At 61.9% G+C, this 18853-nt stretch carries 23 protein-coding genes and 1 tRNA gene; 9 read left to right on the forward strand and 15 right to left on the reverse strand.

Annotation, left to right across the window (positions count from 1 at the left end; translation table 11 throughout):
• Positions 1 to 6: 6 nt before the first annotated feature.
• The 3 genes from lpdA to F550_RS0113890 form a co-directional block, all read right to left on the reverse strand.
• The gene (gene lpdA / locus F550_RS0113880; protein ID WP_018149179.1) at positions 7 to 1410 is read right to left on the reverse strand and encodes a dihydrolipoyl dehydrogenase; all 1404 of its coding nucleotides are present in this window, start codon (positions 1408 to 1410) and stop codon (positions 7 to 9) included.
• A gap of 89 nt (positions 1411 to 1499) precedes the next feature.
• A complete protein-coding gene (locus tag F550_RS0113885; protein ID WP_018149180.1) occupies positions 1500 to 1865 on the reverse strand; it encodes a hypothetical protein in 366 nt (121 codons plus the stop codon).
• Positions 1866 to 1957: 92 nt separating this feature from the next.
• Complete coding sequence (locus F550_RS0113890) at positions 1958 to 2587, reverse strand: hypothetical protein (RefSeq protein ID WP_018149181.1); 630 nt, start codon at positions 2585 to 2587, stop codon at positions 1958 to 1960.
• 135 nt (positions 2588 to 2722) lie between these two features.
• On the opposite strand from F550_RS0113890, the gene F550_RS17960 reads away from it, so the two are divergent.
• Positions 2723 to 3181: a DUF3429 domain-containing protein gene (locus tag F550_RS17960; protein ID WP_018149182.1), complete on the forward strand. Its 459-nt coding sequence runs from the start codon at positions 2723 to 2725 to the stop codon at positions 3179 to 3181.
• Here the strand turns inward: F550_RS17960 and F550_RS0113900 are convergent.
• The gene (locus F550_RS0113900; RefSeq protein ID WP_156807945.1) at positions 3178 to 3702 is read right to left on the reverse strand and encodes a disulfide bond formation protein B; all 525 of its coding nucleotides are present in this window, start codon (positions 3700 to 3702) and stop codon (positions 3178 to 3180) included. The genes F550_RS17960 and F550_RS0113900 overlap by 4 nt on opposite strands.
• A 114-nt stretch (positions 3703 to 3816) precedes the next feature.
• A complete protein-coding gene (locus F550_RS0113905) occupies positions 3817 to 4416 on the reverse strand; it encodes an exopolysaccharide biosynthesis protein (RefSeq protein WP_018149184.1) in 600 nt (199 codons plus the stop codon).
• A 92-nt stretch (positions 4417 to 4508) separates the two neighbouring features.
• Here F550_RS0113905 and F550_RS0113910 point away from each other — a divergent pair.
• Positions 4509 to 4595, forward strand: a tRNA-Leu gene (locus F550_RS0113910).
• A gap of 386 nt (positions 4596 to 4981) precedes the next feature.
• Complete coding sequence (locus F550_RS0113915) at positions 4982 to 5698, forward strand: SDR family NAD(P)-dependent oxidoreductase (RefSeq protein WP_018149185.1); 717 nt, start codon at positions 4982 to 4984, stop codon at positions 5696 to 5698.
• Between the two features lie 9 nt (positions 5699 to 5707).
• Here the strand turns inward: F550_RS0113915 and F550_RS0113920 are convergent, their stop codons facing one another.
• From F550_RS0113920 to F550_RS0113935, 4 genes are all read right to left on the reverse strand, one after another.
• Positions 5708 to 6202, reverse strand: coding sequence for a CC0125/CC1285 family lipoprotein (locus tag F550_RS0113920; protein WP_018149186.1), 495 nt, complete (start codon positions 6200 to 6202; stop codon positions 5708 to 5710).
• 282 nt (positions 6203 to 6484) lie between these two features.
• Positions 6485 to 7423 carry a prephenate/arogenate dehydrogenase family protein gene (locus F550_RS0113925; RefSeq protein WP_018149187.1) on the reverse strand — a complete coding sequence of 313 codons (939 nt, stop codon included), beginning with the start codon at positions 7421 to 7423 and terminating at the stop codon, positions 6485 to 6487.
• Between the two features lie 3 nt (positions 7424 to 7426).
• Entirely contained in the window at positions 7427 to 8503 is a 1077-nt protein-coding gene (hisC, locus tag F550_RS0113930; RefSeq protein ID WP_018149188.1) for a histidinol-phosphate transaminase, read from the reverse strand.
• Positions 8504 to 8596: 93 nt separating this feature from the next.
• Positions 8597 to 9418 (reverse strand): alpha/beta fold hydrolase, encoded by an 822-nt coding sequence (locus tag F550_RS0113935; protein ID WP_018149189.1) that lies wholly within the window; start codon positions 9416 to 9418, stop codon positions 8597 to 8599.
• Between the two features lie 129 nt (positions 9419 to 9547).
• Between F550_RS0113935 and metX the strand changes: the two genes are divergently transcribed.
• Positions 9548 to 10684 (forward strand): homoserine O-acetyltransferase MetX, encoded by a 1137-nt coding sequence (metX, locus tag F550_RS0113940; protein WP_051076879.1) that lies wholly within the window; start codon positions 9548 to 9550, stop codon positions 10682 to 10684.
• Positions 10685 to 11290 carry a methionine biosynthesis protein MetW gene (locus F550_RS0113945; RefSeq protein WP_018149191.1) on the forward strand — a complete coding sequence of 202 codons (606 nt, stop codon included), beginning with the start codon at positions 10685 to 10687 and terminating at the stop codon, positions 11288 to 11290.
• Between the two features lie 82 nt (positions 11291 to 11372).
• On the opposite strand, the gene F550_RS0113950 is transcribed toward F550_RS0113945, so the two are convergent.
• Complete coding sequence (locus F550_RS0113950; protein ID WP_018149192.1) at positions 11373 to 11717, reverse strand: P-II family nitrogen regulator; 345 nt, start codon at positions 11715 to 11717, stop codon at positions 11373 to 11375.
• 21 nt (positions 11718 to 11738) lie between these two features.
• Positions 11739 to 12557, reverse strand: coding sequence for a class I SAM-dependent methyltransferase (locus F550_RS17965; RefSeq protein ID WP_018149193.1), 819 nt, complete (start codon positions 12555 to 12557; stop codon positions 11739 to 11741).
• Positions 12558 to 12600: 43 nt separating this feature from the next.
• On the opposite strand from F550_RS17965, the gene gloB reads away from it, so the two are divergent.
• Entirely contained in the window at positions 12601 to 13362 is a 762-nt protein-coding gene (gene gloB / locus F550_RS0113960; protein ID WP_018149194.1) for a hydroxyacylglutathione hydrolase, read from the forward strand.
• Between the two features lie 2 nt (positions 13363 to 13364).
• Positions 13365 to 13805, forward strand: coding sequence for a cupin domain-containing protein (locus F550_RS0113965; RefSeq protein WP_018149195.1), 441 nt, complete (start codon positions 13365 to 13367; stop codon positions 13803 to 13805).
• A gap of 2 nt (positions 13806 to 13807) precedes the next feature.
• Here F550_RS0113965 and F550_RS0113970 read toward each other — a convergent pair whose 3' ends face one another.
• From F550_RS0113970 to F550_RS0113985, 4 genes are all read right to left on the reverse strand, one after another.
• Positions 13808 to 14602 carry an SDR family NAD(P)-dependent oxidoreductase gene (locus F550_RS0113970; RefSeq protein ID WP_018149196.1) on the reverse strand — a complete coding sequence of 265 codons (795 nt, stop codon included), beginning with the start codon at positions 14600 to 14602 and terminating at the stop codon, positions 13808 to 13810.
• Between the two features lie 247 nt (positions 14603 to 14849).
• Positions 14850 to 15746: a hydroxymethylglutaryl-CoA lyase gene (locus tag F550_RS0113975; RefSeq protein WP_018149197.1), complete on the reverse strand. Its 897-nt coding sequence runs from the start codon at positions 15744 to 15746 to the stop codon at positions 14850 to 14852.
• Between the two features lie 14 nt (positions 15747 to 15760).
• Positions 15761 to 16579, reverse strand: coding sequence for an enoyl-CoA hydratase (locus F550_RS0113980; RefSeq protein ID WP_018149198.1), 819 nt, complete (start codon positions 16577 to 16579; stop codon positions 15761 to 15763).
• Positions 16580 to 16636: 57 nt separating this feature from the next.
• Positions 16637 to 17188 carry a DUF421 domain-containing protein gene (locus tag F550_RS0113985; protein ID WP_018149199.1) on the reverse strand — a complete coding sequence of 184 codons (552 nt, stop codon included), beginning with the start codon at positions 17186 to 17188 and terminating at the stop codon, positions 16637 to 16639.
• A gap of 38 nt (positions 17189 to 17226) precedes the next feature.
• Here F550_RS0113985 and F550_RS0113990 point away from each other — a divergent pair, with 38 nt between their 5' ends.
• A complete protein-coding gene (locus F550_RS0113990; RefSeq protein ID WP_018149200.1) occupies positions 17227 to 18426 on the forward strand; it encodes a CaiB/BaiF CoA transferase family protein in 1200 nt (399 codons plus the stop codon).
• Positions 18426 to 18815: a phosphoribosyl-AMP cyclohydrolase gene (hisI, locus tag F550_RS0113995; protein ID WP_018149201.1), complete on the forward strand. Its 390-nt coding sequence runs from the start codon at positions 18426 to 18428 to the stop codon at positions 18813 to 18815. The genes F550_RS0113990 and hisI overlap by 1 nt, the downstream gene beginning before the upstream one ends.
• Positions 18816 to 18853 lie beyond the last annotated feature (38 nt).

Here is an 18853-nt window from a genome sequence, read left to right on the forward strand (position 1 = left end):
AGGGACCTACATCTGCATCGTCCAGCCTTCGACGCCCATGGCGGCCTGGCGGACGGCTTCGGACATGGTCGGGTGGGCGTGGCAGGTGCGGGCGACGTCCTCGGACGCGGCGCCAAACTCCATGGCGATGCAGATCTCGTGGATCATCTCACCAACGCCAACGCCCATCATGTGCGCGCCGAGAATGCGGTCAGTTTTCGCATCGGCGAGGATTTTCACGAAACCGGTCGTTTCATGATTGGTGCGGGCGCGTGAATTGGCCTGGAAGGGGAATTTGCCCTTCTTGTACTCAATGCCTGCTTCCTTGAGCTGGGCTTCGGTCTTGCCGACCCAGGCGATCTCCGGATTGGTATAGACGACGCTTGGGACGAGATCGTAATCGACATGGCCTGCCTTGCCGGCGATGAGCTCCGCGACGGCCGCGCCGTCATCTTCGGCTTTGTGGGCCAGCATCGGCCCATGGATGCAGTCACCAATCGCCCAGACACCGTCAGAGACCTTGAAGTGGTCGGTCGTTTCGATGACGCCGCGTTTGTCGGTCTTGCCGCCCACAGCTTCGAGGCCGAGGCCTTCAGTGTAGGGACGACGACCGACAGCGACGATAATCGCATTGGCTTCGAGGGTTTCCTGTTCGCCGCCCGCGGCCGGCTCCATGAGGAGTTTCACCTGATCGCCGACGCGATCAACGCCGGTGACCTTCTGGCCCAGGCGGAACTCAAGGCCCTGTTTCTTGAAGACGCGCTGGGCTTCCTTTGCGATCTCGTCGTCGGCGCCCGGCATGATGCGGTCGAGATATTCAACGACGGTGACGCTGGCGCCAAGGCGCGACCAGACAGAGCCGAGCTCCAGCCCGATGATGCCTGCGCCGATGACGATCAGCTTTTCCGGCACTTCTTTCAGCGCAATCGCGCCTTCATTGGTCACGACGCGTTCTTCATCGATCTCGATGTTCGGCAGGGAGGAGGGCACAGAGCCGGTCGCGATCACGATGTTCTTCGTGTTCAGCGTCTTCTGCTCGTCATCTTCGCCGTCGACCTCGACGATGCCCTTTTCCTTGATGCGGCCAAAACCTTTGACGTAGTCGACCTTGTTCTTTTTCATCAGGAATTCGACGCCCTGGGTCAGGCCGTTCACTGCGTCGGTCTTCTGGCTCATCATCTGGTCAAGATCGAGCTCCAGGCCGGACATCTTGATGCCAAGGCCGGCAAAGTCATTCTTTGCAGCGGCGAAGAGTTCGGAGCCGTGCAGAAGCGCCTTGGACGGAATGCAGCCGACATTGAGGCAGGTCCCGCCAAGCACGCCGCGCTTGTCGATAATGGCGGTCTTCAGACCGAGCTGGCCGCAACGGATCGCGCAATTGTAGCCGCCCGGGCCACCGCCGATAATCACTACATCGTAAGTGTCTGACATGGAATTTTGCCTGTGGTGATGAACAAGGTTTGCTTGCTCGCGAACCTAAGCACTGATGGGCTGAAATCAATGCGCCGACCGCGCAAGTCTCACTTGCGCGGACAGAAAGCCAGAACGCCGCAAATCACCAGAAGGAAGGGCGCAATAATCGCTTCGTCGCGCCACAGCGTATAGTCGGCGCCCAGCCCGACCATCGCACCGGTCATTAGCGCGAAGACCAGCGCGCCAGCCGCAAACACCCAGAGCGCGCCGCGAATGGCCGCCAGCGCCAGAAGTCCGCCAATTATCAGAAGCGCCGTCGAGATAATCCGCAAAAGGGCGACGGGCGGATTGAGAAGTTCGGTGGCAAGATCACTGCCGAGGGAAATCTGGCGCATGATCGGGGTTATCGTCTCCCAGAGCATCCAGCCGGACAGTGCGGCGCCGACAGCTCCTGCAAATCGCCTGATCAGCATGTCCAACCTCTCTCGCCATAACTGGCTCCGGCGGTTGCTTAACGCAGGTCGCCTGCCCCGCCAAGCGCGCGGGCATGTTTTGCTCGGGAAAGCTAGAGGCGTCCCTGGCGGGCCAGCATACGCCGGCCATCTGCGGCGAACTGGGCGCGCTGGCGGGCAATCGCAGCCGGGACAGGGCCGCGGCGCCGGGGCGCTTGTTTCACCGGCTCCGGCTCGGCGTCGCGCCGCGACATCAGCTGTTCGAATTGCTGCTGGCTCAGATGAACACCGCCTTCAGGCGCGGTCTCATCGGAGGCGGCCAGTGACGTGCGGATGTCATTCAGCAAGAAAACGGCATAGCCGAGCAGGAAGAGGATGAGCACGCCGCCGGCAAGAATGCCCTGCGGCCCGCTCGGATCGGTCCACCAGCCATCGCGAAAGCTTACCATGAAGAGGCTGGGCGACGCCGCCGCGCAGCCCATCGCATACCAGAGAAGACCGCCCGCCTTGCGCGACACGGTCGCCGCAGCGGCATAGAAACAGAGCGAGGCGAGGAAATAGGGCGCGCCATAGGCAAAGCCGAGCTCTCGCCAGTTGACCAGATCGAGGCCGAGCGACGGGTCTGGATGGAAGAATATTGTCAGGAACATCATGATGCTCGGCCACCGGATCGCCGTCAGGGAGGCGAAGGCGAAAAAGATCGCAACAACGGCAATGAGAAAGGCGATAAGGCGGCGTGACATGGGAGCAGCCTTAACCCGGCCGCGATTGATGCTGGATGAATGTTACGTTCGAATTCAGGACAGCTGCGAAAGCCTCTGTTCACGAATTGGGCATCGCCCCTCGCCAGCCCGCATTTCTGCGCCATATTGGCGGGCATGACCGACCAGAAATCTTCGCCGGGGATTGCCGCGATCGCCCTGACAGCTGGAGGGGCCATTCCCTTTGTGGGCCTTGCCATCGCCATTGCGGTTTTGGACCCGCCAACCAATTCGACCGCGGCGCTCTGGCTCCAGACCTATGCCGCGATTATCCTGTCTTTCCTGGGCGGGATACGCTGGGGACTGGCGCTCGCGCAGCCGGGCACAAGACCTTTCACCTACGCACTTTCGGTCTGCCCGTCGCTTGCCGGCTGGGCGATCCTGCCGCCCGCCATCATCCTGGTGCCGAGCCCGAACTGGTTTCTCGCCTATGCGGGGCTCTTTGCGGTGCAGCTTGTCTGGGACCTGCGGTCGCGCGAAATGCCTTCCGGCTTCAAGCCGGTACGCCTCTGGGTCAGCCTTGTGGTCATCGCTGCCCTCATTGGCGCCTGGGCCATTCAGTATTTCGGCGTCTAGGCTGGCTCGAACTCGGCGGAGCTGCGCGGGAAGGCAAAACCGGCGGCCACGAAACTCATTGCCGCCAGACCGAGTGAGACCAGCGCGTTCCAGCCTGCCATGGAAAGGCCCAGCATCCGCCAGGCCGCATCCGTGCAGGACGCTGTCGCGCTGCGCTCATTGAGGCCATCGAGGCTGAGCGACATGACATCCACGGTCTCGCCGGTGCAGCCGCTGGGGGCCGGCCACCAGCTCCATTCGACACCCGCATGATAGACCGCCACGACAGCGCCCGTCATGAAGACCAGGCCCAGCATGACGTTAAACGCGACCATGAAGCGCCGGTTGTCGCGGATGTTCCAGAGGACCAGCCCGGTCGCCGCCATTGCAACGGCGGCCCAGTAAACCTCACGCTGGCGCAGACAAAGCGGACAAGGGAGGAGATAGGCGAACCGTTCGAATGCATGCGCGGTGCCGAGCATTGTGAGCGAGATGCCAAGCGCGATAAGCGGCCAGCGCCAGGTTCGGAGTAGAGGTGACATTGCCGCCGTCATATTCAGCCACGTTCCTCAGCATTGGTTCGAGCTGGCGGAACAATGAGGCCGGGTGGCTGTCGGCGCAATGCGACAACGCGCGCAGGCGCAGTTTGCAGGAGCTTACCCGGTGATACTGCTCACGCCGAAGGCAATAACGGCAATCAGGGTCGCAATCCAGGCCGTTCCGACAATGGAGCCGAGCAAAACAAGGATCCCGTCGCGGGCCATGAGGCCGAAGGCGATTATGGCAACGCCGATACCCGGCACGGTATTGGTCCCTGGAATAGGCAGCAGGATCGACGCGCAGAAGACAACAAGCAGCAGGCCGATCACCCGCTCGCCCATCGGCGCCATCAGGAAAGTCAGGCGTGGCCGCGCGATGATCTCCAGCCAGCCAAACCATTTACGCCCTCCTGTGGCCGTCTGTGTCAGGCCCTTCTTGTCGATCTTGCGCTGGGCGAGTTTGGTCGGCAGCCAGGGCTCACGCCGGCCCATCGCCATCTGGCCGGCCAGCACCATCATCGGCAGGGCAACCACTTGCGGCACGCCCCAGAGAAACGGAATGCAGCAGGGCAGGGCCAGGATAAACAGCGCAGCGCCAAAGGCGCGCTCGTGCAGCCGGTCGAAGATAGCGCGGAGCGAAAACCCTTCCTCTGGCGCCTCGGCGGCCATGGATTCGATCGATTGCAGGAAGGTCCGCGGCGTCAGTTCTGTGGTCATGGCGCTCCCCTACATCGCTTTTGTGCACTGGTCGAGATGATTGACGGGGCTATTGCCTTGAGGCAGAGCGAAAACACAAAATTCCAGGACTGGCCCCGGTGGTGGAATTGGTAGACGCGACGGATTCAAAATCCGTTTCTGGCAACAGAGTGCCGGTTCAAGTCCGGCCCGGGGCACCATTCATTTCGAGTGATCCTCTGGATCAAAAATCAGTCCGGTGGACTGATTTTTACGAAATGAATGCCCCGTCAGGGGCTTTGAAATTTGACTCCGTATCCTCTCTCCGCGCGTCACATGGATCGCGCTCAGGGCTGTATCCGCTCTCTCCATCCGCGTCACGCTCGACCGCGAAGCGGTCTGAGTGTCCATCTCCTGGCCTATAAGCCTTCTGCAAGGGTGAAGACGGTGGCGTTGGACGCCCAGATGAGCAGGCCGATCGGGAGTGACGCCTGAGAGGTAGGCCCCGGTCGACAACGGCCCCCTTAGCTATCCAGCGACCAATTCACCCATTTCCGCCTCGCCGCTCTGCCCTAGCTCTCATATCAAGCACTCAGGGGAGCCACAAATGTCAGCCGTCATCATCGGTGCCACAGGCGGGATTGGCCGCGCACTCACCCTTGGCCTTGCCGAACGCGGCCATTTCAAAACCATCCACGCTCTCTCCCGCTCTGGCGGCGGTGACTGGCCAGAGGGCGTCGCCCCCGGCAAGATCGACATTCTGGATGAAGCAAGCATCGAAGCCGCCGCCGCGCGCCTGAAGGAAGCTGACCCGGTAGAGCTCTGCATCGTCGCGACCGGCATCCTGTCGGACGGCGACGAACTCCAACCTGAGAAATCCTGGCGCCAGCAGTCCATGGCCGCCTATGAGCAGGTTTTCCGGCTCAACACGTTCGGCCCCGGCCTCATTGCCAAGCACATCCTGCCACTGATGCCGCGCGGGGAACGGGCGGTATTCGCGGCGCTCTCGGCGCGGGTCGGGTCTATCGGGGATAATGGCATTGGCGGCTGGCATGCCTATCGCGCGTCAAAAGCCGCACTCAACATGCTGATCCGCAACTTCGCGATTGAGTGGACGCGCAAGTCCGAGGAAAGCATCTGCGTCGGTCTGCACCCCGGCACGGTGGATACCGCGCTCTCTCAGCCCTTTCAGGGCAATGTGCTGGACAAACAGCTTTTTTCAGCGGCGCAATCGGCAGGCTACCTTCTCGATGTCATCGAAACGCTCACCCCTGCGAACACTGGCAAAGTGTTCGACTGGGACGGCAAGGAAATCGAGCCTTAGATCACGGGCTTAAGCCGGGCCGGACGTATTGCGCAGCACAGACCGCGCATCATAGGCGTCCGGCGTATCGGGCTTCGGTCCGCTGCCTGTAACGATCTCGATGCTTTCGGTTGTCTTCTCGGACGAGCCGCCAAGCGGAATGCCGACGCCGAGACCAACGCCGACCCCGCTGGCGGAGCCGTAGCGGCCGGACGCGCTGCCCCCACCGATGGAGACGGATGAGCGCGGACCGCTACTGCCCCCCTCGCGGTCGACATAGCCGCCGACGACGCGAAACCAGTCGCCATTGTTCTGCAATGTCACCTCGGCCGCGCGGCGGAGCGCATAGCGGCGCGCATTCTCTGGCGACAGCGCCGTATAGGCGACACGGTAGCGGTCGGACTCAATCGGTTGGACGGTAAACCCTTGCGCATTGGCAGATGGTGCGGCCCTGTAGGGCTGCGCGGTCGTGCAAGCGCCGATAACGAGGGCGGCCAGTCCGGCCGCGAGATATGTCTTGTGCATTCTGGTCCTGCCTTTCAGTCAGGGCGCGCGCGATGTGCAGCCCTTTAGAGATGAACGCCCCGCAACCGGAAAGTTCCGGCGAGGTTCAGGTGCCATCATGTAGGCCGGGTGTCACGCGAGGCATCGGCCCCTGACCGGAAGATGCAGCGCGGTCAGGCGGGTTCGCGCCGCACCTGTCCCCCTGGGGCAGTTCCGGCGATAGCGGGACGCGATCTGAACGGCAGAAAGCCTTTGGCGGGCGGCGTCATGGCAGGGGACCATGCGCTGCCCGGCCGCCTTGCCTTACTTTTCAGCTTTGCCAGACGTATTGCGTCCGAAATTGGTGTCGGGCGTATCCTGTCCGGCATCAATGATCGCCTTGCGGATGCCGCGGGCGCGCTCAAACTCCTTCATGAGTGTGTCGCCATCGCCCCAGCGGATCGCTCGTTGAAGCGCGGCAAGATCCTCACTGAACCGGCCCAGCGTTTCCAGAACGGCCTCGCGATTGTTCAGAAACACGTCCCGCCACATGGTTGGGTCTGATGCGGCGATCCGCGTGAAGTCGCGAAAGCCGCCGGCTGAATATTTCACCACTTCGCCTTCGCCGACACTTTCCATGTCATAGGCCGTCGAGACGATATTGTAGGCGATAAGGTGGGGCAGGTGAGAGGTGATGGCCAGCACGCGGTCATGACGGCCTGCCTCCATGATCTCCACTTTCGACCCCAGCATTTCCCAGAAGGCAGCCAAACGGTCGAGCGCTGAGTTGTAGGCTTCTTCCTGCTGGGGCAGGGGCGTAAGGATGTACCAGGCGTCGCGGAAGAGCGTCGCGAAACCCGCCTCCGGCCCCGACTTTTCGGTACCTGCAATCGGGTGGCCGGGAATGAGGTGCACGCCTGCCGGGCAGTGTTCCTGCATGTCGGCCAGCGCTTTTTCCTTCACAGAGCCGACGTCGCTTAAAATGGCGCCCTGTTTGAGCGATGGGGCAAGCGCTTCGGTCGCCGACGCAATCGCGCCGACGGGCACGCAGAGAATGACACAGTCGGCGTCTCTGCAGGTGGCTTCAGGTGTCTCGCAAACCTCGCCAAGGCCAAGCTGGCGCGCGCGGTGACGGACGGCCTCGTCGCCATCATAGAGCGCCACCTTGCCAGCCGCGCCGGTATCACGCGCGGCCAGCGCGATCGAGGACCCGATCAGCCCGGCCCCGATAATGGCAATCCGGTCGAAGACGGGTCCGATCATCGCCTAGCTGGCCTCTGCGAAGGCGTCGAAGGCTTTCAGGACATCATCATTGGCCTCTGTCGTGCCAATCGACAGGCGCATGAAGTTCGGCAAGCCATAGGCTTTCATGTCACGGATCACGATGCCTTGTGAGCGCAGGTATACGTCTGCCGCTTCGGCGCGCTTTTCGCTGCCGAAATCGATGAGCAGGAAGTTCGCGACACTCGGAACGACCTCGAAGCCCATCGTCTCCAGCGCGGGTCTCATCCGGGCCAGCTCACCATTATTGTGCGCGACCGATTTGGCCACGAAGGCGTCGTCGCCGAGCGCGGCAAGGCAGGCGGCCTGCGCAACCGAGGTCACGTTGAACGGCCCGCGCACACGGTGCACCGCGTCGATCACGCTTTCGGGTCCATAGGCCCAGCCGAGACGCAGCCCCGCAAGCCCGTGGATCTTGGAGAAAGTGCGCGTCATCAGAACGTTGGGATACTCGCGCGCCATCTCCATGCCTTCATTATAGTCGTCCTGTTTGACGTATTCGGCATATGCCCCGTCGAGCACCAGGAGGACATCCTCTTTCAGGCCAGCGTGCAGGCGCTTGACCTCGTCATAGGGGATATAGCTGCCGGTCGGATTATTCGGATTGGCGAGGAAGACGATCTTCGTCTTGTCGGTGACGCGCTCCAGCATTGCATCGACATCGGTGTGCAGGTCCTTTTCAGGCGCGCTGACAAGTTTGGCGCCGGACTGCTGGGCAACAAGGCTGTAGACGAGGAAGCCGTGCGCCGACTGCAGCACTTCGTCGCCGGGCTGGAGGTATGCGCGGCCAAGCAGCTGAAAGATTTCGTCAGAGCCTGCGCCGCAGACAATGCGGTCCGGGTCGATATCGTACTTCTCGCCGATCGCCTGACGCAGGGCAAAGGCCGACCCGTCTGGATAAAGCTCAAGGTGGCGAGCCGCATTCGTCAGCGCCTCGACCGCCTTGTCGCTGCAGCCGAGCGGGTTCTCGTTTGAGGACAATTTCCAGCCATGGTCGAGCTTCTGGCCCCCCTTGTAAGGGGTGATCGCGAGAATGTTCGAAAGTGGCGTTGGTCCGCTCATCAGACTGCTCCCTGTTTCAGCTGATCCTCGTGGCCAAGGATCAGCTGAAAATCAAGTCGCAGCCTGTGAATGACCGGGTGTCTGACAGTGAGATCAGGCCTTCAGGAACTCCAGAAGGTCGCTCGTCAGCTGACCCGCATGCGTGGCGGTCAGGCCGTGCGGCGCGCCGTCATATTCTTTCAGCTCCGCATTCTTGGCGAGCTTGGCAGCCTGACGGCCGGTGGCGTCGATCGGGACCGTCTGGTCGCCTGTGCCATGGACGACGAGAAGCGGGACATCCATGGCGTCAAAATCCGGGCGAAGGTCTGTCTTGCCGAACGCATCGACACAATCGAGCGTTGCCTTTGGAGAGGCGAGCATCGCCATCTGCCAGGACCAGTGCAGGACCTCGTCGGAAACACCGCCTGCTTCGGTGCCGTTGCCATAAAAATCCTTGAAGAAATTGGCCAGGAATTGCTGCCGGTTCTGGCGCAGCTCTGCCTTGATCCCTTCAAAGACATCGATGGGGGCGCCGTCCGGATTGTCGTCGGTCTGCAGCATGTAGGGCGCAATGGAAGAGATGAGCGCGGCTTTCTTGATGCCCCTGCCATCATGGCGGGACATGTAGCGGCAGACCTCGCCGCCAGCCATGGAAAACCCGGCCAGCGTTGCATCCTTCAGGTCCAGCTCCTTGATGATGGCCGCCAGATCGTCCGACATGGTGTCATAGTCATACCCGGCCCATGGCTGCTCGGACCGGCCAAAGCCGCGGCGGTCATAAGTGATGACGCGGTAGCCGGCTTCTGCGATCTTCACGGCTTGATATTCCCAGCTGTCGGCATTCAGCGGCCAACCATGTATGAGGATGACGGGAGGGCCTTCGCCCCAATCCTTCACATAGATATCGGTCTTGTTTGCACCCTGAATATAAGGCATATTTTCCTCATTGCTTGATCGTGAATTGCTGTGCAGCCAACGTCCGGAAAGCAGTCACGTTCCGGCAGATTGCCGCCGTTTCGCCTGATCCAGCTTGACAGTCATCCAACCTGCCGACACCTGAACGCCATGCCGGATAATGCCGCCCCACAGACAGATGCCCTGCGCGTGCTCGCCCTGCCAGCACCGCTCAAACTCGACTGCGGCGAGACGCTGGATCATGTCGAGATTGCCTATGAAAGTTGGGGCACGCTCAACGCCGACAAGTCGAACGTGGTTCTTGTCTGCCATGCGCTGACCGGCGACCAGTTTGCCGGCTCGCCGAACCCGGTCACAGGCCGGCCTGCCTGGTGGCCGCGCCTCATCGGGCCCGGCCTCGCCGTCGATACCGACCGCTTCTATGTCATCGCGACCAATGTGCTTGGGGGCTGCATGGGCACGACGGGGCCAGCGTCGAAAGGCCCAGACGGCAAGCCATGGGGCACGCGCTTTCCCGTCATCACGATCGGCGACATGGTCCGCGCCCAGCGCGCCTTTATCGAGGCACTCGGCATCGACAGCCTGTTCTCGGTAATCGGCGGTTCGATGGGCGGCATGCAGGCGCTCGAATGGGCGTGCCAGGTGCCGGAAAAGGTCTTCACCTCGGTGCCGATCGCCACGTCCGCCAGCCATTCAGCCCAGAATATCGCCTTCTACGAAGTCGGCCGACAGGCCATCATGGCGGACCCTGACTGGTGCGAGGGTCATTATCTGGCTGAGGGCAAGCGCCCGTCGCGCGGCCTCGCCATCGCCCGAATGGCCGCCCACATCACCTATGTGTCCGAAAGCGCCCTGAAGCGGAAATTCGATCGCGGCCTGCAGGACCGTGAGCGAACCAGTTTCAGCTTCGACGCCGACTTCCAGGTCGAGTCCTATCTTCGCTATCAGGGCAACTCCTTCGTCGACCGCTTCGATGCGAACTCATATCTCTATGTCACGCGCGCGATGGACTATTTCGACCTTTCCTCGCGCCGTGAAGGCCGCCTTGCCGACGTTTTCCGCGACACGCCCGTCCGCTTCTGCCTCTTCTCTTTTTCGTCCGACTGGCACTATCCGCCAGAGGCCAACCGCGACATCACGCGCGCGCTCGCGGCTGCCGGGGCCGAGGTCAGCTATCTCGATATCGAGTCCGACAAGGGCCACGACGCCTTCCTGCTCGAAGAGCCGATCTACGAGAAAGCGCTTGCTGGATTCCTGTCCGCCAACGCCGAACTGAGGGGCCTCTAGATGGCAGAGCTGCGTCAGGTCCGCGCCGATCACAAGGCAATCGCCGAGCGTGTCGAACCGGGCGCCCGCGTGCTTGATGTCGGCTGCGGCGATGGCGCGCTGCTGGCGCTCCTCAAGCGCGACCGTCAGGTCCGCGCCCGCGGGCTGGAGCTGTCCAGCGAAACGGCAGGCATCGCACTAGCCCGCGGCCTCTCCGTCATTCAGGGCGACGCCGACAGCGACCTTGAAATCTTCCCGGATGATGGCTTCGATTTCGCCATCCTCTCGCAGGCCATCCAGCAGATGCGCCGCCCGGCAAACGTCCTGCGGGAGCTTGCGCGTATTGCGCCGGACGTCATCGTCTCTTTCAGGAATTACGGTCTCTGGTCGCGGCGTCTTTCATTGATGCGGACAGGCCGGATGCCGGGGCCGGGCTGGAGCAATGCCGACAACATCCTGCAGCCGACCACGGCGCTCGACATGATCGAGCTTGCGCGCGGCCTCAACCTCAAGACCGTGGCCATGGCGCCTGTGCACGGGAAAACCGTTGGCGCCTTCCGGAATTCAGGTCTCAAGCGCCTGAACTGGGGCGCCGACGAGGTCATCCTTCACCTGCGCCGCGCCTGACGCTGCAGCCCGCGCAAAGAAAAACCGGCAGACGCAAGGTGCGACCACCGGTTTTCTCAAAATTCAGATCAATCCGGCAGGATCAGCCGCTGAGCGCCTGCTCGTTCTTCTCGCCGGTCCGGATACGGGTCACGCTGTCGAGGCCGGAGACGAAGATCTTGCCGTCGCCGATTGTGCCGGTATTTGCCGCGCTGATGATTGCTTCGGCCAGCCGGTCGATATCGCCGGTCGCGCAGGCGACTTCTACCTTCACTTTCGGCAGCAGACGCACTTCATACTCAGCGCCGCGATAGACCTCTGTCTTGCCCTGCTGGCGTCCATAGCCACGGACTTCGGAGACGGTCAGACCGGCAACACCGGCTTCGCTGAGCGCGTCGATGACAGCATCAAGCCTGCTCGGTTTGAAGATAGCGGTGATTAATTTCATGGCCCCAGAGCCTCCCATTGTTCAACGATGTTGATGAAAGCGCGCTGCATCGGGACGGTCAATGTGAGAAATTGGACGTTCCCGACCACTGCAACGTGCTGCCTCATTTCTAGGCAATTGTGCCACACCTTTGCGCCTGCCTGCCCGGCTGGCGATAGGTGCGACGGCACCGCCGCCCGGTTTTGCATATAGATGTTTTACCGCTTCGACCATGACCGCGCCGCCAAGACCGGGGGCCGCGACCGCGCCGACATTCTCGAAACCGTCCGCGGCATGGGTCAGGAATTTCCAGTTCAGCGGCGGAATGTGGACTGCGGTCGTGCTCGCGGTGACCTGGAACACATGATCGTTCAGCCACTGGATCAGCTGGCGGCGTGTCCACGGGCGGCCATGACCGAAAGGCGTACTCTCGCTCAGGGACCAGAGCCCCTTGCGGTTAGCCACGACGATCAGGGCCCGGCCTTCCGGCGCGAGTACCCGCCAGGCTTCGCGCATGACAGCCCGCGGGCTTTCGGCCTCTTCAACGGCATGCAGCAGGATGACCCGGTCGAACGATCCATCCGCAAAGGGCAGCCTGTCTTCCTCGGCCAGACAGGCCGATACGCCGCGCTCGGTGCCCGCCCAGTAGCTTGCAGGCCCCAGATGCGGCGTCACCGCCATGCAGGATTTCGCCGTTGCAGAGACGCCAGCGAGCAGTGGGTGGGCATATCCCATGCCCAGAACCGACTGACCCGAACAGTCACCCCAGAGGTCGTTCAGGCGTTTGAGCAGCAGATAGCAGACCGTCTCCCCGAGGGGGGAGGCATAAAAGCTTTCGAGATCGCCGGCTGTCAGTCGCATGCAAGCCTTGTTTCACACTACCCGATTGGTCTTAAATGGGGTCATGATAGAAATTCACCAGTTTCCCTGCCTGAAAGACAATTACGGCTTTCTTGCGCACGACCAGACATCCGGCACCACTGTCGCGATCGATACGCCCGATGGCGAGAAATATCTTGCAGAGGCCGACAGCCTGGGCTGGACCATTGATGAGATATGGAACACGCATTGGCATCCAGACCATGCTGGCGGCAATGAGCTGATCAAGAAAGCGACCGGTTGCAGGATATTCGGCCCGGCAGGCGAGTCCGAAAAGATCCCCGGCATCGACGCAGAGCTTTCCGGCGGCGACAAGATCCGCATCGGCGACATTTTGGTCGAAATCATCGACGTGCCCGGCCACACGCTCGGCCACATCGCTTACCATATCCCGGCAGCGAAGACCGCTTTTGTCGGCGATGCCCTGTTCGCGCTTGGCTGCGGCCGCGTCTTTGAAGGCGACGCCAAGATGATGTGGGCGAGCCTTTCTCGCCTGAAGGAGCTGCCGCCCAGCACCGTTATCTACTGCGCACATGAGTATACGCAGGCCAATGCCCGCTTTGCTCTCAGCGTCGATCCGGAAAATCCGGCCCTGACCTCCTATGCACAGGAAGTCGAGATGAAGCGCCAGCGCGGCGACTGGACTGTGCCAACCGTCCTCTCGCGCGAACTGGAAGCCAACCCGTTCCTGCGCGCCGATGATAAAGAGCTTCAGGCCGCGATGGGCCACGCCGGTGACCCGGTCGCGACCTTTGCCGAAATCCGCGCCCGCAAGGACAGTTTCTGAGCATGCCTGCGATCTCCGGCGATCTGGGCACTAATGAAATCATCCGGCTGCTCGGCCTGAAACCTCATCCCGAGGGCGGCCACTATGCGGAGATGTACCGCTCTGAAGGTGAGGGCCGCGCGGCCTGTACGACGATCTACTATCTGCTGCAGGCAGACGAAGTCTCAGCCTGGCACCGCGTCGATGCTGACGAGGTGTGGGCCTGGCACGCGGGCGGGCCGCTCGCGCTGACGATATCCCCACCAGATGGCAAAGGCGCGAAGGCCCATATGCTCGGCCCGGACATCCGCACCCGCCAGCGCCCGCAATGCGTCGTCCCGAAGGATTACTGGCAGACCGCTGAAAGCCTTGGCGCCTGGACCCTCGTCAGCTGCTTCGTCGCGCCCGGCTTCGACTTTGCCGGCTTCGAAATGGCCCCGGAAAACTGGCGCCCAGAGGTTTAGCCTCACCCGGCGGTCAGCCCGCCATCCAGCACCAGTTCCGCGCCGGTCATATAGCTCGCCTCGTCCGAGGCGAGGAACAGCATACCGTTGACGATTTCCTGTATCGTGCCCGTGCGGCCAAATGGCACCGCGTCGCCCGTCATGCCCGCCAGCGTGGCGTCGCGCGGCATATTGCTGGAGGCGCTTTCTTCGGTGCCGATCAGCGTGTCCCAGATCGCCGTGGAGATAATGCCGGGATGGATCGAGTTGACCCTGATGCCATCCCTGGCTTCGGCGCATTCCAGGGCGGTGGACTTGGTAAAGCTCTTCACAGCCGCCTTGGTCGCGCAATAGCAGGAAAAATTCGCGGTGGAGCGAATGCCTGCCACGGACGACACATTGATGATATTGCCGCTACCCGCCTGGCGCATGAGGGGCAGGGCGTGCTTGGTGCCGAGGAAGACCCCGTCGACATTCACCGCCATCATCTTGCGCCAGAGGTCATAATCCATCTCATGGATAAGGCCCGTCATCCCGATCCCGGCATTGTTGATCAGAACGTCCAGCTTGCCGTGCAGCGTGCGGATGTCGCCGATCACCGCTTTCCATGCGTCTTCTGAGGTAACGTCGTGCTCGGCAAAGCTCGCCTTGCCGCCCCTGCCGGCAATGTCTGCCAGAAGCGTCTTGCCGGCATCCGTTTCTATGTCAGTCGCAATGATCATCGCGCCTTCTGCCGCGAAGCTCAGCGCTGCCTGACGACCGATCCCTTTTGCCGCGCCGGTGATGCAGACAACCTTGCCATCGAACCTGTTCGCCATCTCACTCTCCCTCATTCCGCCGCCTTTCCCTCGCAGCGTTCAGGCGACAGTTTTCAGCAATCAGCGCAGCCAACAAGTATGCCCTAAGGACAGTTGTGATCGTTCAATCTGTGGCTCGCACGGCCTTGGTGGGACAAGCTCCTGCCCCAACGTCAACCCTGAATTGACGGTCCAGAAGAGAGGAACCCCAGCCCACCGTACTGTGCAGGGTCGGGACCCAATGGTTCAAAAATTTAAGGTTGCGACGCTAGGCCGGAAATCCGCCGGCCTTCGACAGACTCGAGCTCACGTCGTGACCGAGCACGGTTTCCAGCCATTTCGCTGTCTCGATCAGCTTGCCGAGGTCGAGACCCGTCTCGAAACCAGCGCGCTCGAGCATGTAGACGACGTCCTCGGTCGCGACATTTCCAGTCGCCGCTGGCGCGAATGGACAGCCGCCAATCCCGCCGCAGCTTGCATCGATAACGTCGACCCCTGCATCGACAGCGGCCGCGACATTGGCGAGAGCTGCGCCGCGCGTGTCATGGAAGTGCATGCGGAGGAAGACGTCCGGGGCTTCCATACTGACCCGCTCGATCAGCGACCTCACCTGCCAGGGTGTCGCGACCCCTATCGTGTCGCCAAGTGCAAGTTCGCCGACGCCAGCGCGTTGCGCACGGGCCGCGAGGTTGCCGACAACAAGCGGATCGACTTCGCCGTCATACGGGTCACCGAAGGCCACAGAAATGGTCGCCGACAGTGGAATGCCGACCTCATGGATGAGCGGCGCACACTGCATCAGCATGTCGGCGCTCTCGCTTGGGCTCATGCCCTGATTGCGTTTCCCGAAGCCTTCGCCGGCCACAAGGACGAAATTGATCTCGTCAGCTTTCGCGTCGATGGCACGGCGCACGCCTTTCTCATTGAGGGCCAGCGCGATGTGCCGGGTTGGCTTTGATCGATCGACGCCAGCGAAGACCTCTGTCGAGTCCGCCATCTTGGGCACGGCCTTTGGCGAGACAAAACTGCCAGACTCCATCCGGCGCACGCCTGCCTCTTCCAGCCGTGTGATGAATTCCAGCTTCTGCTGCGTGGTTAGATTGCCGGGATCGTTCTGCAGCCCGTCGCGGGGGCCGACCTCCACGATGTCGATACGTCTGCTCATTAAGGGTCCTGTTTCTATCGCCCCTGAAAGGCAGGGGCACGCTTCTCGACAAAGCTGGCAACGCCTTCCTTGAAGTCAAAGGCCGAGAAGCTGTTCTTCATCTCCTCGTCGGCAATTTCAAGACTGGCTGCGAAGTCCTGAAAATAGGATTCGCGGATCTGGCGTTTCATGATGGCGACCGAGCGGGGCGAGACCTGGGTCGCAAGATGCTGCGCAACGCCGTCGACATGCGCCTTGAGATCACCGCCGGGCAGGGCCGCATTGACGAGCCCCATCTGCGCGGCTTCCCGACCATCGAACTTGCGCGCCGTGAGAAGCAGATCCAGCGCGTTGGCCTCACCGATGAGGCGCGGCAACAGCCAGGCAATCCCATGTTCTGCAATCAGCCCGCGCTGGGCAAAGGCGGTCGTGAATTTGGCGTCTTCATTGGCAAAGCGAAGATCGGCATAGAGCGCGAAGATCAGGCCGATGCCCGCGCAAGGGCCGTTGATCGCGGCGATAATTGGCTTCGGGCAGGCATAGAGATAGCCGAACCGGCCCGGATAAAGCTGCTCGATGCCGTCCTTGGGGGCGGGCGCGTCGGCCTCCGGCGCTTCGCCGCCGCCGGACTGTATACCTTGCAGTCCCTGCATGTCCGCGCCAGCGCAAAAGCCGCGTCCTTCGCCGGTGATCACGATGACGCGGACCGCATCATCGTCCCCCGCCGCGCGGACCGCCTGCTCGACCTCGGCCGCCATTTTCGGCGTCCAGGCATTCAGCCTGTCTGGCCGGTTCAGCCTGATCGTGAGAACGCCGTTTTCCGTCGTCGTCTTGATCTCTTCATGCGCGCTCATCTCTTGTCTCCCTTATCATCTTGTTGAGGTGATACCGGGCAGAGAGGCGGCTTCAAGTCAATCACCCATCACTTTCCTGAAACGTTCGGCCCCGATCACCCCGTCCAGCAGGCCCGTCTCAAGCGTCTCATCAGGTGGCCCATGCAGGACAGAAACATCGCCGGTCGTCTCAGCGATAACCGCGTGGATCTGCTCAAAGCGCGTCACATTGGCTTCGCGCAGTTTTGCCATCAGGTCAGCGCGGGTGATCTTCGCTTTCAGCATCTGCGTCTCGTCGATTTCCCCGCCCCACATAATCAGGCGCGGACGGTTGTCGACAATCGCTTCGACAAAGCTGAACCGCTTGCGCAATTCAGCGACCGTGGCCTGCATGGCGAAAAGGATGATCATGGCCGCCATGCCCTGTAGCAGTGGCGGGTCCTTGGCGATGAAGATCGCCGCCAGGATCGACCCGGTCGCAATCGTGATCGCAAAGTCGAAGCCGCTCATTTTCGAAAAGCTGCGCAGCCCGAAGATACGCGTCAGCAGGATGACCGTGGCGTACATGCCAAGGCCGCCCAGAAGCACCATTCCCACCGCCGACCAGCTCGTTGCAATCCAGTCCATCATGGCTTGCGCCCTCCCCATCATTGATCCAAACAGAGCGCATGCCTGACACTTCAGTTCCCGCCCCGCTTGCTGGCCTGCGCGTCATTGAGCTTGGCCAGCTCATCGCCGGCCCGTTCTGCGCGCAGCTGCTTGGCGACTTTGGCGCCGAAATCATCAAGGTCGAAGCCCCGGATGCGCCTGATCCGGCGCGCGGCTGGGGCGCGGCGAAGAAAGATGGCCAGAGCCTTTTCTGGCCCATCATCGCCCGCAACAAGAAGTCGCTGACGCTGAACCTTCGCACGTCTGAAGGCCAGACCATCCTCAAACAGCTCGCCGAAACAGCCGATGTGCTGGTGGAAAACTTCCGCCCCGGCACGCTGGAGCGCTGGGGCCTGGGCCCGGACGTCCTGCACGCCCTCAATCCCCGTCTCGTGATCGCCCGCATCTCCGGCTATGGCCAGACGGGCCCCGAAAGCGCCAAGGCTGGTTATGCCAGTGTCGGTGAGGCAAAAGGCGGGCTTCGTTACATGATCGGCGAACCGGACCGCCTGCCAGCACGCGCCGGGGTCTCGCTCGGCGACACGATGACCGGCACGTTTGCCGCCCTCGGCACGATGATGGCGCTCTTCTCGCGGGAGAAAACCGGCAAGGGACAGGTCGTCGACGCCGCCATCTATGAAAGCGTCATGGCCTTTATCGAAAGCATCATTCCCGAATATGCGCTCGCCGGCCATACAAGAGAACGCACCGGTCCTATCCTGCCGCGCGTCGCCCCGTCGGGTGTCTATCCATGCGCAGACGGTATGGTCATCATCGGGGCCAATCAGGACACGCTTTTCCGGCGGCTGGCAGAAATGATCGGTGCCGACTGGGCCGATGATCCGCGCTACGCGACCCATGATGCGCGCGGCGACAATCAGATTGAGCTCGATGAGAAGATCGCCGCCTGGTCCGGGGAACGTACCGTAGCGGATGTCCTGGAGCAGTGCGAAACCAATGGTGTCCCCTGCGGCCCGGTCAACACGGCCCGCGACATGCTGGAAGACGCCCACATAAAGGCGCGTGAGGCGATCATCCGGGTCGCGCATCCGCTGCTCGGCGAGGTCCCCATGCAGGGCGTCTTCCCGAAACTCTCCGCCACCCCAGGCAAGGTCAATCATGCAGGCCCGGAGCTTGGCGCAGATACCGCCGACATCCTCTCCTCTCTCGGGATCGAGACCAGCCAGCAGTCGCGTCTGCGCGAACAAGGAATAATCTGATGACAGCGCTCAACCCCCCGCTCTCCGGCAAAGATCAGGATGAGGCCGTAGACCTCCGCCCCAAATTCAACGCTGATGGTCTCCTCCCTGCCATCGCGCAGGACGCAGACACCGGCGAGATCCTGATGATGGCCTGGATGAATGAAGACGCGCTTCGCCAGACAATCGAAACCGGCGAAGCGATCTATTTCTCCCGGTCGCGCGGCGCACTCTGGCGCAAGGGCGAAACCTCCGGCAATACGCAGTCCGTCGCCGAAATCCTCATCGACTGCGATCAGGACACGCTCCTTCTGAAAGTGCAACAGACCGGGCCTGCATGTCACACGAACCGGAAATCTTGCTTTTACCGGCGGGTCTCTGGCGACGGCACGCTTTCATTCACTTCATAGCAGGCGTAAGATCGGACGCTCAGGCTGATTAATGGGGT

Source organism: Henriciella marina DSM 19595, assembly GCF_000376805.1.
GTDB lineage: Bacteria > Pseudomonadota > Alphaproteobacteria > Caulobacterales > Hyphomonadaceae > Henriciella > Henriciella marina.